This is a genomic window from Agrobacterium sp. CCNWLW32 (genome assembly GCF_037083425.1).
Classification (GTDB): Bacteria; Pseudomonadota; Alphaproteobacteria; order Rhizobiales; family Rhizobiaceae; genus Agrobacterium; species Agrobacterium radiobacter.
The window spans coordinates 275,918-291,262 of sequence record NZ_JBAOJM010000004.1 but is presented as its reverse complement, the minus strand read 5'-3'; the positions used below and the strand labels follow the sequence as shown (position 1 = coordinate 291,262).

Here is a 15,345-nt window from a genome sequence, read left to right as displayed (position 1 = left end):
AACTCCTGTCATGGCAGACGAAGCGGAGTTTGTGCCGTCCGGCTTGAATGGATCGGTGCCGGCATTGCAGCTTCGGCCGGAGATTGTCTCTGCCTTTTGCGTCCTTCCCGTTCCATTCCGGGCGGGTTCAGGCAAAGCGTGACGACCGGGGCGAGGAAAACGGCATAGGCCATGGCGAAGCCGGGAATCTGCAGCGAAAAATCAAGCGTCGAATGCAGCAGCACAAGCAGCAGCGCCGCAAGGCCGAGATGAGAGGCATAACGATAATTTCTGCGTTTCCGTACCCCGCGAATAAAGATCACCAGTTGGATGAGCACAAAAAAAGCGAGGTAAAACGGGAAGGCCGCGCCGAGTGTCAGCAGCCCCTCGGCATAGACATTGTGGGCATGGGTGACGACGGCGTCCACCCCGCATCGCGCGGCATGATAGGGCGCATAGATGTCCGTAAAGCTTGCCAGACCCGATCCCAGCGGCCAATTGTCGGCGATGGCGCGCGCGATGCCCGGCATGTAGCAGAAGCGCATGTCATCTTCCAAACGTGTTTCCATGCGAAGCGCCACCCGGTTGGCGAAAAGTGCAAACAGGGCGATGGCGATCGCGATCAGGAGCGCGGCGCGACGTCTCGTCCCACGCTGCCTGCGCCGGCCGGAGACCCCGTTGCGGCCGGTTCTGGCGGGAGAATTGAACACAATCAGAAGGATCAGGAAAATCAACGCTGCGAGGCTTGATCCGATCCCGGCGCGTGACCCCGTCAGCATCAATGCGATGAAGCAAAAGCCCGCTAGTACCCCGAGAAAAGCGGCTCTGCGGATGAGTTTTTTCTGCTCAGTCGGCACGGTCAGGCGGTTTGCCACGAGCGCCTTTACTCTCGCCCAATCCGGAGCGAGGAGACTTTTGTGTAATAATACGGCGAGCGTCAGAAGAATGAGACCGAAGAAGGTTGCGGCGGTATTGCGGTTGACAAAGACGCCGGTGAGGCTGCCGAGATAAAAGCGTTTCTGGATGAAGCCGAGAGCTTCGGGAAAAAGCACGAATTGCACGATCGAAAACAGCGCGAGCCAGCCCCCGGCGATTGCAAACCATCGCAGCGTCTTGGCCGCACGCTCGTCGGTATCGAAAATCACAAGGCCGGTCATGAAGACGCCGAAAGGCAGGGCGGCGCTCATGAGGCCGAGTCGGTCATCCGCAGGCGTCAGTGAGATCGTTGCGGCTGGCGCATTCTGCATGAACATGGCAGCGGTGGACCAGGCCGGGTTGGCGCGCGCGATGCCGGGCAGGGGGGATGCCTGCAGCAGCATCTGCACGATAAGCGCTCCCAACAAAAGGCAGGCCGCCGCAAGTACCTTGCCTGCACCGGCCTTGGGAGGTCCGAACAGGAGGATCGATGGCACCAGCAGGAGATAGATGGCGGCCGTGACAACGATGCGGCTTTCGATTTCCGTTGCGCCCCGATTGAGAAGCGCCAGCAGAAAGATCGCCCAGAACGCGACGATTGCGACCGGCCGGACACGGTCCCGAACTGCCGCCGATGGAGGCTGCGGGGAGGAGAGCGGTTCTGATCGGGCTTCGGTAAGCGACATGTCTTTGGGCTTTGTCGGAATTGTTTGTGGTGGTTATGCCCGAACGACGGACGGGGTTTGTTCTCTTGCTGTTTCAGATCATGGCAGCGTCAGGCGTGTCGCGCCTTCCGATGGCGGCTTTGGGCAGACTTCCGCCAGGGTCCATCGCAGGATTTCTCCTTGCCTGCCGCAGACGATGGCCGTGTCCGCCTCGCGGGCCGCTTCGGCCTCGGGCAAGGTGTTTTTCGGAAATTGTTGCCACATCACGAAACGCCCACGGATCAGATTGGCATCGGCAGGCCCGTAGAGCTGGGAGAAATTCATCAGCACGGCGACTTCCATGGGCGAGGCGTTGCGCAGTGAACGAACCATGGCAAGACGCAGCCAGACATCGCCATTTGCGGGAAAACAGGAGAGCGAATGGCGAATAAAGGTCTCGGCAAAACCGAGGCGCGCCGCGCCGGAATCGGGTGCCGGATCGGCGCCATTTGCATCGAGATCGGCCAGAACGAGCCTTAGCCCGGCTTTGACGATATCCGAACGGCAGATTTTTTCGGTGACGATGGGGTGAAGTTCAGCGACGGTTTTTGCAAGCAGTTCAGGTGCAAGACCGTTATTTTCATCGGCGATTCTCGCCAATGCGACGATATCGGAAAAACGCCGGCTTTGGGAAAATGCCTGCGCCGCGACAGACAGGACAAAGACGGAAATGACGAGGACCGGCACGACCGCGAGGATTTTCCGCAGGCGCATCACGCCACCACGCCTAGTCATGGTAATATCGTGTATAGCGCGAATGATAATATTCGCTTGAACCATAGGCGCGATAAAGCTTCAGCTTTTCGGTGTCCACCTTGTTGAGGATGACGCCGAGGCACTTCTTGCGGATATGGACCTCATTTTCCACCGTGTTCCGCACCGCCCTGCGAGCGGTCTTGCCCCATTCCGTGACGAAGATGAAACCATCGATCCGTCCCGCCATGGCGCGCGCATCGACCACCGGCCCGAGCGGCGGCAGGTCGACGATGATGTAGTCGAAAGCGTTGCTCGCTTCAGCCAGCAGCTTGTGCATTTGCGCCGAGGTCAGCAATTCGGAGGAATGAGGGACACGCTGCTTGACCACTGTGGGCAGGAAAGCGAGCTTTGTCTTTTCGTCACGAAGCAGCACATCCTGCACGCTGCGGCCTTCCAGCAATACTTCGAGCAGACCCTCGCTGGCGTGACGCGCCATGGCGCGCGTGGCGCCGGGATTGCGGATATCGGCATCCAGCAGCAGGACCCGAGCGCCCTGCCCGGCGAGCAGCTGCGCCAGATTGATGGAGATCGTGGATTTGCCTTCACTCGGCAAGGCCGAGACAACACCGACAATCCGCGCCCCGCTTTTGGCGGAAATGCCGAGATCGATGGCAAGTCTGGTGCTGCGCAGGGTTTCGGCGAAGGAGGAGAGCGGGTGGTCAACTGCGTAACGCGCAACGCTGGTGGGAAGCGTCAGCCCGGGATGGCCGCTTTCCGGAGCCTCTGTCACCGGCTTGTTCGGGATCAGCGGGGTATTGCCGAGGAATTCCAGTCCGAGGACATCGCGAACCTGTTCGCCGGTACGGAAAAACCGATCGCGGAATTCGCGGAACATGGCAATGCCGCCGCCGGCTGCCGCACCCATGATCATGAACAGCGCCAGGATGATGGGCTTGTTCGGTTTGCTCGGAATCCTGGGCGGCATCGCCTTGGAAATCACGCGCGCTTCCGTCACGGGGAAGGACTGCTGCTGCATCGCTTCCTGATAACGCTGCAGGAACGTCTGGTACATGTTCTTGTAGGTTTCGGCTTCGCGCTGCAATTCGCGCAGCTGAACCTGTGTTTCGCTGGCCGAGTTGCTGATGTCGGTTGCTTTGGCGACGCTCTCGGCAAGCGATTTTTCCTTCGCTTCCGAAACCTCCAGATCACTTTTGTAACTCTGCGCGATGCGGCTGATTTCCTGGAACATCAACCGCCGGTATTCCTGCATTTCATTGCGCAGACGCACGGCCTGAATATGGTTGCTGCCGAGGCGTCTCGTGATTTCCGCCTCGATCTTCGAGGACTCAAGGTATTTCTTGCGCAAATCGTTTGCGACGGAGCTGTCGAGAATATCGGTGACGACCCCGTCGACATCGTCGGTGGCGAGAATGTGCTCGATGCGCTGCACGCGCGCCCGCGCCTTTGCCGTCTCCGACTGCGCCAGAATAAGGGCGCTATTGGATTCGGCCAGCTGCTGATCGGAAAGCAGGCTGTTATTGCCGGTCGAGATCAGATTGTGTTCGGCCCGGAATTTCTGCACGGCAAGATCGGTATCAAGCGCGCGCTGGCGCAGTTCCGCAATACGGTCGGACAGCCAGTCGCTGGCCCGCCGCGTCGCCTCGTATTTGGAGTTCAGCTTGTCCAGCAGGTAGGCCGAGGCCACGGCATTGACGATCTGCGCGGCGAGAACCGGCGATGTCGAATTATAGGTGAGCTCCAGCGCGTAGGTTCGGCCGATGCGCTTGACGCTGAGGCCGTTAAGCAGCTGGTCCGACAGCGATCTCTTCAGGGTTCCATCGTCAACAACAGACTCTTTTTTTGCCGGCGAGAACCATTGCGAAACGTTGACGAGCGAACGGATAGTGCCAAATATCGAGCTCAGAAGCGACGCACGCGTTGCCCTGAATTCCTGATTTTCCGTGAGTTTGAGACTATCGACAACGGCAAGCCCGATGGTTTCCGATTGCAGGACCTCGACCTGGCTCAGAATGGAGGCCTCATCCTCTATGACGCCGCCGATCGTCGAAAGCTGTTCGACAATCTGGCTATTGTTGCGGTCGATCAGCAGGGTCGCCGTAGCCGAATAGACCGGCACGGCCGTCGCGGCAAAGGCGAGGCCGATTGCCCCGGCAACCGCGATCGCGGCAAGGACGATGCGCCATTGCCGGCGGATTATCGCAAGAGCGGCATCGATGTCGATAAACTCGGCCGTCAGCCCGCTTTTATCGTAATCGGCCATCGTCAGGGGATCGTGCCTTTGCAACAACTGTCAGCCTCGCTCTTTTCGGCAGGCGCAAGGCCTGCCAAGTCACGGTTGCATCACAGAACTGGCGGCAGCCTTCCCTCTCGGGAAGTCAAATAAGCCAAACTCAAACGGGACTTGTGCTGACAGGCGTGGTGGTGCTGCCGGTCGAGAAGAAGTTATTGATCGTGGTGAAGAACGACGTGCCCGTGCCGCCTGTTGTTCCGCCGCCACCGCTGCCGCCACCGCCGACGGGTGCGCTCCCGCCACCTGCCTGTGCGGTGCCGCCTGCGACACCTGCGGTTCCCGAACCGCCGATGCTGTTGGCGCTGGCCGGCGAGGAGCCGGCGCCGCCGATCGGCGATGCAGCCGCCGCGGCAGCCGCAGGAGCGGCCGGGCCGGCAGCCGTTCCCTCGATATTCTCGCTAAAGGCAATGAGAAGATCGGCGGGCACGTTGGCGCCTTTTGTCTGCAACTGGATGGCGGCCGCAAGTATCGTATTGCCATTGCGCATTGCGGTGGCGTGGGCAAGTGCCAGGCCTTCGCCGACAACTTCGGAAAAGTCCTTGTTGCCGACCTTCTGGGCCAGTGCGACGATGGTTGGCAATTGGCCGGAATCACTCAGGATCAGGGCGGAAAGCTGTTCGGAAAACTGTGCCGCGCTGGTGGAAACCGCGATGATCGGAAAGCCGCTCGTCACTTTTTCGGTCACGTCGACCGTTGCCGCATCCGTGCTGGAAGCGATGGTGACCAGATCCTTGATCATTCCCTGCGTCGGAGACTGCTTGAACAGTTCAGCCGCGGTAATGGAAACCGTGTCCGGATTGGTGGTGTTGACGCGGGCAAGAAATGCAGCGGTGGTTTCATCGGCGGCTTTGACGGGCGCGCCTGTTGCGGCGCTTTCGACCGAAGGGGTCTGCTGCGCGGCGGCCGGTGGCACGGAATCCACGTTTTGTGCGTTGGCGACAGTGGAAAAGAGACCCATGCTGGCAACAAACATCGCACCAACGAGCATCGAGCCGTTACGAATGCGGGGCATCCAACTCTCCAAATCTTTTAAAATACGACTTTAAATACATCCAACGTTGGGGATGGTTACCCAACATCTAAAATTTCTTTTTAAATCGCACAGCCCAAGCAAAGGATCAAGCGCTAAAATAAACCCGCAGCGGAAACCCTCAGCTATTGTTAACGGCCGCCGCCCTTGCCTTCTCTGTTTTATTCAGGACACGGCGACTTTCCGTGGTGATGTTATCAGCCGGTCACGCAGCCAGATATTGGCCGGTGTTTCGACAAGGACGTGGAAGGCGTGGGCTATGGCGACGGTGCTGACGACGATGACGAGATAAACGACGTTGCTCCACTCCGGCGGGTAAGTGACGCCGCCGAGCGCGATCTTGAAGCCCCGGAAGATAAAGGGGTGCAGCAGATAAAGCGCATATGATGAATCGCCGAGTTTTGCCAGCGGCTGCGCGAAACGGGGCAGGGAGATGTTTCTGGTCAGGGTCGCCGCTGCCATCAGCAGAATTGCGCCGCCGCCGAAAACGAACAGCCGTGAAAACGAGTAACAGCCCGGATCGCACTGGAACCCAATCCTGCTCAGATCGGTCAGCATCCAGATCGCCAGGCCGCACAGCGCCGTTGCGAGCCCGAGCAGGGGCGGCAGGCGGACGCCTCGCAGGAAGAGGACCGCAATGAACATGCCTGCGACGAATTCGAGAATGATCGGCTGAAACCAGAAGCTGAACGGCAGGCCGAGATCGAAGGCGGAGCCGACCATGACGGCGGTAAACAGCACGGCGGCTGTCGTGAATACCGCGCGCTCCAGCGGCAGGAAGATGAACACCGCAAAAACGATGTAAAAGAACATTTCGTAATTCAGCGTCCAGCCGAGATCGATCAGCGGAAACGGATAGGCGTCGCCATAACCCATGCTGTCATAGGGAATAAACAGATAGGATGTGAGGATCGACTGTAACGGCGGAAAGGCCTTGGCGCTGATAAGAGTCACGCTGGCGGCCATGGCAAGCCGCAGGGTCAGCACAAACCAGTAAAGCGGGACGATGCGCAGGAACCGGCGCAGCAGAAAGGCGGAACGGCCGCCCGGCGCTGTAAAATAGGGCCGGGACGCATAAACAATGACAAAGCCGGAAATGACGAAAAACAGGTCGACACCGCCGCCCAGCCTCAGCAGATGCAGCGGGAAAAGCGTGAATTGCCAGTTCACATCAGCGTGCAACGCAACGATCATGGTTGCCGCGACGGCGCGCATTACCTGAAGAACATCGAGACGCTGCGCCCCGGCAGCGGGCGCTTCTTTAAAGTTTTTCATCATCGTCAATCTATAAAATAAAGATATATTTAGTAATATATTGCGCCCGCGGTTGCGGGGTAGAAGTCCATTATTCAAGCAGGCTAGCATGCAACAGCACGACGCGATACACACAATTTTGCGATGCGGCATTTCCTCCGCACTGCTCAGAAAACTTCCAGAACGGTAAGCTGGTCGCTGACCGAAAGCCGGTATTGCCCGCTTTCCTGCGTTATTGTCTGCTGGCTCACGGAGCCGTCATCGCGGAAACGGTGTGCGACAACGTGACTGTGCTGGCCGGCCACCGAAAATGTCGCAACCCGTTCGGCGGGCGGGTTTTCGATCCGCGCAGGCCATTGCCAGCCGGAAATTCCAAGCCAGACCGGCACGAGCAAAGCACCGTCCGGCCTTGCGAGATGCAGGGACAATCTTTGGGGATCGGCCGTGAGGAAATCGATCTGCCGTTCCTCCTGCCCGGTTTGCCGTTCTGCCTTGCAGAGGGAAAGAAGGGCGCGAACGGCCTCGTAAGCGGGGGTGCGGCTCAGATCATGGCGCAGGAGACCGAAGGAGGATTCCGGGTTTGTCTCATCCGCAGCAAAGCTTGAAACCATTTCATAGATATAGGACCGGCGGATACCGCTGATGAAGCACCAGAGCAGCATACGCGGCATATAGCGTGCCTTGATGTCTTCGGTGACGGGGAAATGAAAGGTCTCGGTTTGCAGCGAGGTATGGTAGCCCATCTCCGTGGCGAGCACCGGCCGGCCCGCTGCTATATGCGCCGAAGCGGCAACGGATTTTGAGAGCGCCCCCGGACCGGTCGTTTCGGGGTGCTCCATGCCCGCGTAAGGGTGGATATTGCCGTAGTCGCAGACATCCTTCAGGTCCAATGCCAGCGCCCTGTTCTCAAGGACATAGCTTGGCGCCGCAACGCGCACCGCGCTCAGTCGCGGAATCGAGCGGACGGCGGCGTGCAGGGCGGCCTGATGCTCCGCCGAAATGCGCGGGGCGTTTTGCGGATCCTTCGTCAGGTTCGGTTCATTGCTGCCCTCGAAAATATCGATACCCGCGTCGGACCAGTCGTAGAAATCCGCAAGCCTGTCGAGCGGCGTGGAGACATAAGGGTTGAGATTGTCGTAACATATGATGGTGAGGCGAAGGCCCGCCGCCACGATCCGGCGCAGCCGCTGAAAGACGGGGCTGTTTCTGGCGGCGATGAGCCCGTCATCGCGCAGATGCCGGACGCCCAGTGCTTCGATCTCGGGCATGATCCGGTCGAACTGTTCCGGATAGACGCCTGTGGTGCGGGTGAAGTGGCCACACACCCCCACACTGTCCAGAAAGGCTTCGGTATTGGCGGAAGCAACCGCCTGCGCCCGCGCGGGAATGGCAGGCAAACCGGAGGCGGCGACCAATGCAAGGGGTGCGGCTGAAAGCAGGTTGCGCCGCGTCAGGCCACCCATGGCGATCGGCTGTTTTCCATTCATCTGCGCCTCCTGGTACGTCCGGAGAGAGTATAAGCAAGCGCCATCACATGGATGTCGCCGTTTAAATGACGATCACGGCTGTCCGCATCTCGAGATCAGAATGTCCTGGAAGTTTTTGGCATTTACGGTCGCTCAAAAATCCATGTCTCTGAAATAAAACAGATATTATCAAATGTAGTATTGTCATCAGCCGCAACGGAGCCGATTGCTCCCGCTTGCCTGCACTTTAAAGTGGCTAAACCGTAACATGAGAGCGGTTCTTTTCGCAACACCGCATGGCTTTTACCGCGCCGCGAAAAAAATCACTTGAAATGCCGCCAATTCCCGTGCTTTTTGAAAAGTAGATTTTCGTAATTCATATTTTCAAACATTAGTTCCGCTCCGGCTCTTTGTATTTTGCAGATGTCTCACTGGTCTCCGGGAATTTACGGAGACGACTGAGCCCGGGATGGACGCCATAGATTTTCGATGAAGGAAAATAGAGCGTATCCGCATGAGAATTCTCCATCTTAGCAGCCTTTATCCGCCGCATATCGTTGGTGGATGCGAACGCTCGGTCGAACATCTCGCCGAGGAACTCGTCTCCATGGGACATACGGTCGGCGCTGCCTGCATAGAGCGGCAGGCCGAACCGAAAACGGTGCGCAACGGCGTCTCCGTTTACCGCATGTTCCACAACAACGATTTCTGGCTTGAGGATTGGCCGCAATATTCCCCGCAGCAGCGGCGCATGCAGAAGCTCAAGCAGCAATGGAATTTCGACGTCGAAAAGCAGTTCGAGGCCGTTCTCGACGATTTCAAACCTGACGTTCTCAACACTCATTCGCTGCTGGATGTGACGACGCTGGTGTGGCGGGCGGCGCATAAGCGCGGCATTCCGATCGTTCACACGATCTGCGAATATGATCTCCTGTGCGGCAATGCCGCCATGTTCAAGGGCGGAAAGCCCTGCGAGCACCTCCATCTCGGCTGTCAGGTGGTGAATTTCACCAAGAAATTCACGCAGCGTTATATCGGCGCTGTCGCAAGCGTCGGCACCGAAATCCTCAAGACGCACGTCAATCACGGGCTATTCCACCACATTCCGGAAAGCCTGCGCCGCGTCATCTTTTATTCCTGCACGGTTCCCGAGGGCGATCCCGTCGCCCGCCGGCAGATTGACCGCAGCGGCAGGCCGCTGACCTTCGGTTACATCGGCCGCATCAACACGGAAAAAGGCGTCGGCAACATGGTCGATGCCTTCAAGGAAATCGGTCACGGCAACTGGCGCTGTCTGGTCGCCGGTCATGCGATGGATGATTCCATCGAGCGTTTCACGGCCCAGGCCGGTGATCTGCCGATCGAGTTCGTCGGCTGGGCCAGGCCGAAGGAGTTTTTCGAAGAGATCGATGTGCTCATCGTTCCCTCCTTCTGGGCCGAGCCTTCACCGCGCACGATCTACGAGGCTTATGCCATGGGTGTGCCGGTCATCGGCGCAGCCTCCGGCGGCATTCCGGAGCTGATTGGCGAGACCAACCACGACTGGCTGTTCGAACCGGGCAACGCCAAGGATCTCGCTGCCCGTATTCGCCGCGTGCTGACGCTTTCGCGCGAAGAATTGCCGACGGAGGCCGATTTCGGAAACATCGTCGAGGAATCCACCTCGCGCCGGGTCGGCGAAAACTATGTGAAACTTTATGAGGACGTCCTGACGAGCCACCGGCAAAGCCGAACCCTGCGTGCATCTTAGACCGGCAACGGACCCCGTCCGTTACAGCGGTTTTCTTCGAAGGAGAGAGCATATGGTGGGAAGCAATAACGGCAGCCTCCGCCTTCCTGGCATGGGCGTCGACTGTTTTGCGGTCGCTGCGCCGGGTGCGTTGATGTGGCTGGTTTTGCAGGTGGTGGATTGATGTCCGAGGCAACGTCGATAGGCAATGCGGCCCTGAAAGGCGTGTTCTGGTCCATCGTCCAGAACTGGGGCGGCAAGCTTTTCACCTCCATTCTCTTCATCGTCCTCGCCCGTTTCCTCAGCCCTACCGATTACGGCATGGTCGCCACCGCCGGGCTGGTGCTGATGCTGATCCAGATGCTGTCGGAATTCGGATTCGCGGATGCGATCGTGCAGAAACGCAATCTGGAGCCCAGCGACGTCAATCTGCCGTTTTATGCCTCGGTTGCGGTGGCGACATTGCTGGCCATTGCCGTCTGCGTGTTCTCTCCGGAACTGGAGCGCTGGTTTGAGGTCGAAGGGCTGGCGCCGGTCATCGTGGCGATCTGCATATTGCTGCCGCTGAACACGGCATCGATGTTTCAGGAGGTGAATTATCGCCGCGCGCTGGCTTTCAAGCCGCTGGCGATCAGAACCTTCATATCGAACATCATCGGTGGCGGCGTGGCGATTGTTTTCGCAATCATCGGCCTCGGTGTCTGGAGCCTCGTCGTTCAGACCTATGTCGCCACCATCGTCACGCTGATCTGGCTCTGGCGAAAGCCGCACTGGCTGCCGGGCGCCACCCTCAATCCCGGAACCTTCGTTGAACTGCTTCGCTTCGGTTCGTCGGCGCTCGGCCTTCGTATTGTCGATTTCGCGGCCACGCGCCTGATCGATTTCATGATTCTCGGACATTACGGGGTCGCGCTCTTCGGCCTCTACACCGTCGGCAGCAGGCTCTATCAACTTCTGATGCAATTGCTTCAGGCGGCGCTTTATGACGTTTCACTGACGGTGCTTTCGCGCATATCGCACGAGCGGGAACGAATGGCGGCGCTCTACAAGCAGTCGATCACCATGTCGGCGATCTTCTCCACACCGGTCTTCGTGCTCGCCGCGGCATTGGCTCCGGAAATCTGCAACGTGCTATTTGGTGTGCGATGGCAGGGTGCCGACGGGGTGGCGCAACCGCTGCTTCTGCTCGGCGCGCTGCAATGTGTTCAGTTTCAAAACGCGCCTTTCCTTTCCGCGCGCGGCAAACCGAACAAGGTGCTGATTGCCGGAAGCATCAAGGCGGTTTCGACGATCCTGCTGATCCTGCTGGTTCCGACTGATAGCATCAGGGAAATCGTCATTGTTTATGCCGTCGGGCAGCTGACCTCCACGCCCTTCACATTTTTCTTCATCGCCCGCGAGCTTGGCATCGGGCTGTGGCGAATATTCCTCCTGCTTCTGCCGAGCTTCGCCTCCAGCGGTTTCTGCTTCCTGCTCGTTCAATGGATGCGTCCCGAGGTCAAGCTGCTGGGCGCCGGCGATTTCATATCCGGCATCCTGCTCGGCTCCATTTTCGGCGTGGCCTATCTTCTGCTTCTGGTGCTGACTGCGCGAAACGAGGCCCGGTCCGCCATCGCGCTCGTCATGGGCAAAATCATTTCCCGAAAGGAAAGCAAATGCGCAAGCTGATAAAAAAAATACTGCCAGCACCGCTGCGCCAGAGAGCGGTGAAATATATCGAGCGGCGAAGAAGGGATATCGCGTTTCGGCAACTCTTTGACGATCTGCAGGCGTTGAAGGCGGGCATGAAACCCGCCGCTGCCGGCGACCGGTTAAGCCGGCTTTTGATCGTGGCCGGCGATCCCATCACGCTTTTTGGCTCGTTGGGCGATGATGCGATGATCACCGCGACGCTGCAACACGCGCGTGCGAGTAATCCCGATGTCGAGATAGACATCCTTGTCGATGGGATGGATTACGCCGATTCCGCTTACCAGAGGGGCTTTGTTCCCGTCGATATCTTTGGCAAGCCCGATTTCATAAAAGCCCTGGCGCAGCAGTTTGCGACAAGACAATATGATAGTGTCGTCGTTGTCGGCGCCGATGTCATGGATGGATATTACCACCCCCTGGTCAGCGCAAAACTTCTTGCGAGTGCGGATCTCGCCGCCGCTGCCGGAATAAAGAACGTCATCCTCGGCTTCAGCTTCAATGAAACGCCGCATGCCCCCTTGGCAATGTTCTATCGTTCCCTTCATCCGGAGTGCTCGCTCAAGGTGCGTGACGTTATCTCGCTTGAGCGCCTACAGACCTTTGCGAAGACAAATGCGGCGCTCGTTTCCGATTCCGCGTTCAGTCTCGTTCCTTCTGAGCCTGACGAGGGCACGCGTTCATGGATCGCGCGAAAGCGGGCCGAGGGATACCGGGTCATGGGTTTCAACCTGCATCCCATGCTGTTCAAAAACGCCGACCACGCGCAGACCGAGGCGGTCATCAGGCATGCGGCGGAAGCGTTGCAATTTGCCGTCGATGCCAGGCCGGTGTGCTGGCTGCTCATCCCGCATGACTATCGCGACAATGTGGGCGATCAGGCCTATCTCAAGGCTATCGCCGAGCGTGTGCCTGCGTCCAGAACCGACAGGGTCCGTTATCTCGACGGAAAATGGTCAGCGCCCGTCTTGAAAGGCGTCGCCGGCCAGCTTGACGGCCTCGTCAGCGGCCGCATGCATCTCGCCATTGCCGCGCTGGGCAAAGGCGTTCCAGCGATATGCATCGCCTATCAGGGAAAGTTCGAAGGGCTCTATCAGCATTTCGGTCTCTCCGCTGCCGATCTGCTTTCTCCGTCTTCCTTCCTTACGCAGGATGGAATCAAAAGCGCACTGATCGAATTTATCGACCAATCTGACGAAATCCGTGAAAACGTCGGGAAAAGGCTGCCGGAAATTCTGGCGATGTCCAAGAGGAATTTTCAGTTGTTCGAGACTTTCCCGGCGCGTGCCTCCGTCCTTTCATGAAAGTCGCTTTCGTCTCGGCATTTCCGGTCGTTCCCGCCAATGAAGGCGCGCGAAGCAGGATTCTGCAGCTGACGCGCGCCGTGCGCGGCCTAGGGCACGAGGTGCATTTCATCCATGTCGATGGCACGATTGCCACCGATTTCGATCTGGCGGGGCATGAGGCTGAATTCGGACCGGATCACCTGCACCTTGTTTCCCGGCAGGGGGGTAGCCTTAGGAACCGGCTTCCCGGCGATTTTGGTTTCGAGGTTGGCTTGACGTCGTTTCGGGCCCTTCGCAAGCTCCATCGGATGCTTGGTCGCGAGCGTGGTTTTTATAACCAGCTGGATGAATTCTATTATCCGGAAATGGGTCGGCAGCTTCGTGATATTCAACGCCGGCTGGGGATCGATGCCGTCATTGTGGAATATGCGTTTCATTCGAGGGCGTTTCTGGGCTTGCCGAAGGGCGTGCTGCGTATTCTCGATACCCATGATTCCTTCGCCGACCGGCACAAGGCGTTCATCAATACCGCCAACAAATATGGATACTGGTTCTCGGTGCCGCCGGCGGTGGAATGCCGGGCATTGCGCCGTGCGGATGTGGTTGTCGCCATTCAGGAGGAAGAGGAGCACGCGTTCCGGCAGCGGCTGGGGGAAGAGCCGCCGGCTCTCGCAACCGTCAGCCATATTCTCGATCTCAATGGAAAAGTGGAAGACTTCACGCCGAGCGACTTCTTGTTTCTCGGTTCCGGTAATGACGCCAACATCATTTCCCTGAAGGGGTTTCTCCGGAACATCATGCCGCTGGTAAGGGCTGCCCGGCCGGATATACGTCTGGTGCTGGCGGGCGGTATATGTGGCAAGATTGAAGATGAAGAGGGCATTCTCAAGCTCGGCCGCGTGGATGATGTGAAGGACGCCTTCACGCGCGCGCCGCTTTCCATCAATCCCATCACGCTTGGAACAGGCATCAATATAAAACTGCTCGATGCCCTGGCTGCCGGTGTTCCCACAATCAGCACCCGCACGGGCGCGAGGGGGCTTTCGGAACGATACCGGCGCGGTGTGGTCATTGTGGACGATGATGACCACAGGGGTTTCGCCGACGCGATCCTGCAGCTCGCCTCGAGCCACGATCAGCGGCAGGAACTGGGAAACAGGGCGTTTGAGGACGCCATTGAATGGAATCGCCAGCAAATGACGACCCTTGATAATATTCTGAGCGGCAGGCGAATTGGTTGAAACCGCTAGTCTTGAGGTCGCGGCAACGCGCTTAACCAATCAGGTGTAAGCCCGCATCCGAAATTCTGAGAACGGTAAGCCTGCCCGTGGTGAATGCACCCGTGTCGATGCCGATCCGCTGCGGGCCGGTTTCCGGCTCGGTTACCGGTGTATGGCCGTGGATGACGACGAGGTCCAGCCCGGCCCCTTGTGAAAGGAACGGCTCCCTGATCCAGAGCATGTCCTCATCGGTCTGCGCCTCCAGCGGCAATCCCGGTCTCAAGCCGGCATGCACGAAAATATAAGACCCTATCCGGGCATAGATCGGCAGGCTGGATAAAAGCTGGCGGTGGGTTTGCGGAATTGCGCCGAGCAGAGCATCCCTGAACGGCTGCAGTCTCAAGCGGCCCTTTTGCAGGAAATAGTCTATGTCGACCCCGTAGGACAGGAGCGTCTGGCGGCCGCCAAAGTCCAGCCAGTGCATGTTCTCCTGCGGATTTTCGAGAAAATCATGGAAGAGCTGCTCATGGTTGCCGCAAAGTGCAATACGGCGCAGCGGCGTCGGCGGTGGCTTCAGCAAATGTTCAAGAACGCCACGGGAATCGCGCCCGCGATCGACATAATCGCCGAGGAGAACGACCAGCGCGGGAGAGAGGTCGGGTCCGAGATCGGCAAGGATTTTCCGCTCCGCCTGCAAAAGCAGGTCGAGGCTGCCATGCACGTCGCCAATGGCATAGATCGGAAAGGAGGCTGGCTTGTCGCCAAGGTCGATTCTGCGTCGCCTCCGGTCGTCGCGGGAGGCTGGTTGTTTACGACCGCGAATCCAGTTGAGCACCTTGGGCATAGCTGCCGATACTGTCTCTCCTGCACAAGGTCAAGAGTGTTGAAAGCGGCAGCCGCATCACCCGCCCAAGCTGCGTTGACGCAATGCTGGGTCAGCCGCCAAAACCCGCCGGACGAAGCGGCGAGAGGCGGCTTTTGTAAAGCGGGACGCGTCAATCCTGCGAGGAGAGAATACCCTCTTTGATGACCGAAAGATACGTTGCCTTAACCGGCGGTCGAATGC

At 58.6% G+C, this 15,345-nt stretch carries 11 protein-coding genes; 4 read left to right on the top strand and 7 right to left on the bottom strand.

The window, feature by feature from the left end:
* Window positions 1-8: 8 nt before the first annotated feature.
* The 6 genes from V6R85_RS11755 to V6R85_RS11730 form a co-directional block, all read right to left on the bottom strand.
* Entirely contained in the window at window positions 9-1,580 is a 1,572-nt protein-coding gene (locus V6R85_RS11755) for an O-antigen ligase family protein (RefSeq protein ID WP_099087287.1), read from the bottom strand.
* Between the two features lie 78 nt (window positions 1,581-1,658).
* A complete protein-coding gene (locus tag V6R85_RS11750; RefSeq protein ID WP_087745879.1) occupies window positions 1,659-2,312 on the bottom strand; it encodes a hypothetical protein in 654 nt (217 codons plus the stop codon).
* 13 nt (window positions 2,313-2,325) lie between these two features.
* Complete coding sequence (locus tag V6R85_RS11745) at window positions 2,326-4,575, bottom strand: polysaccharide biosynthesis tyrosine autokinase (RefSeq protein ID WP_111833902.1); 2,250 nt, start codon at window positions 4,573-4,575, stop codon at window positions 2,326-2,328.
* A gap of 130 nt (window positions 4,576-4,705) precedes the next feature.
* Window positions 4,706-5,617 (bottom strand): hypothetical protein, encoded by a 912-nt coding sequence (locus tag V6R85_RS11740; protein WP_111833901.1) that lies wholly within the window; start codon window positions 5,615-5,617, stop codon window positions 4,706-4,708.
* Between the two features lie 183 nt (window positions 5,618-5,800).
* The gene (locus V6R85_RS11735; protein WP_111833900.1) at window positions 5,801-6,913 is read right to left on the bottom strand and encodes an acyltransferase family protein; all 1,113 of its coding nucleotides are present in this window, start codon (window positions 6,911-6,913) and stop codon (window positions 5,801-5,803) included.
* Between the two features lie 143 nt (window positions 6,914-7,056).
* Window positions 7,057-8,376: a hypothetical protein gene (locus tag V6R85_RS11730; RefSeq protein WP_111833899.1), complete on the bottom strand. Its 1,320-nt coding sequence runs from the start codon at window positions 8,374-8,376 to the stop codon at window positions 7,057-7,059.
* A gap of 493 nt (window positions 8,377-8,869) precedes the next feature.
* Here V6R85_RS11730 and V6R85_RS11725 point away from each other — a divergent pair, with 493 nt between their 5' ends.
* From V6R85_RS11725 to V6R85_RS11710, 4 genes are all read left to right on the top strand, one after another.
* The gene (locus tag V6R85_RS11725; protein WP_111833898.1) at window positions 8,870-10,105 is read left to right on the top strand and encodes a glycosyltransferase family 4 protein; all 1,236 of its coding nucleotides are present in this window, start codon (window positions 8,870-8,872) and stop codon (window positions 10,103-10,105) included.
* A gap of 162 nt (window positions 10,106-10,267) precedes the next feature.
* The gene (locus tag V6R85_RS11720; protein WP_003507087.1) at window positions 10,268-11,752 is read left to right on the top strand and encodes a lipopolysaccharide biosynthesis protein; all 1,485 of its coding nucleotides are present in this window, start codon (window positions 10,268-10,270) and stop codon (window positions 11,750-11,752) included.
* Window positions 11,740-13,077 (top strand): polysaccharide pyruvyl transferase family protein, encoded by a 1,338-nt coding sequence (locus V6R85_RS11715; RefSeq protein WP_111833897.1) that lies wholly within the window; start codon window positions 11,740-11,742, stop codon window positions 13,075-13,077. The genes V6R85_RS11720 and V6R85_RS11715 overlap by 13 nt, the downstream gene beginning before the upstream one ends.
* Window positions 13,074-14,300 carry a glycosyltransferase family 4 protein gene (locus V6R85_RS11710; RefSeq protein WP_080866918.1) on the top strand — a complete coding sequence of 409 codons (1,227 nt, stop codon included), beginning with the start codon at window positions 13,074-13,076 and terminating at the stop codon, window positions 14,298-14,300. Before V6R85_RS11715 ends, V6R85_RS11710 begins: the two co-directional genes overlap by 4 nt.
* A 31-nt stretch (window positions 14,301-14,331) precedes the next feature.
* Here the strand turns inward: V6R85_RS11710 and V6R85_RS11705 are convergent, their stop codons facing one another.
* On the bottom strand, window positions 14,332-15,123 hold the full coding sequence (locus V6R85_RS11705; protein ID WP_111833896.1) for a metallophosphoesterase family protein: 792 nt from the start codon (window positions 15,121-15,123) through the stop codon (window positions 14,332-14,334).
* Window positions 15,124-15,345: the final 222 nt, after the last annotated feature.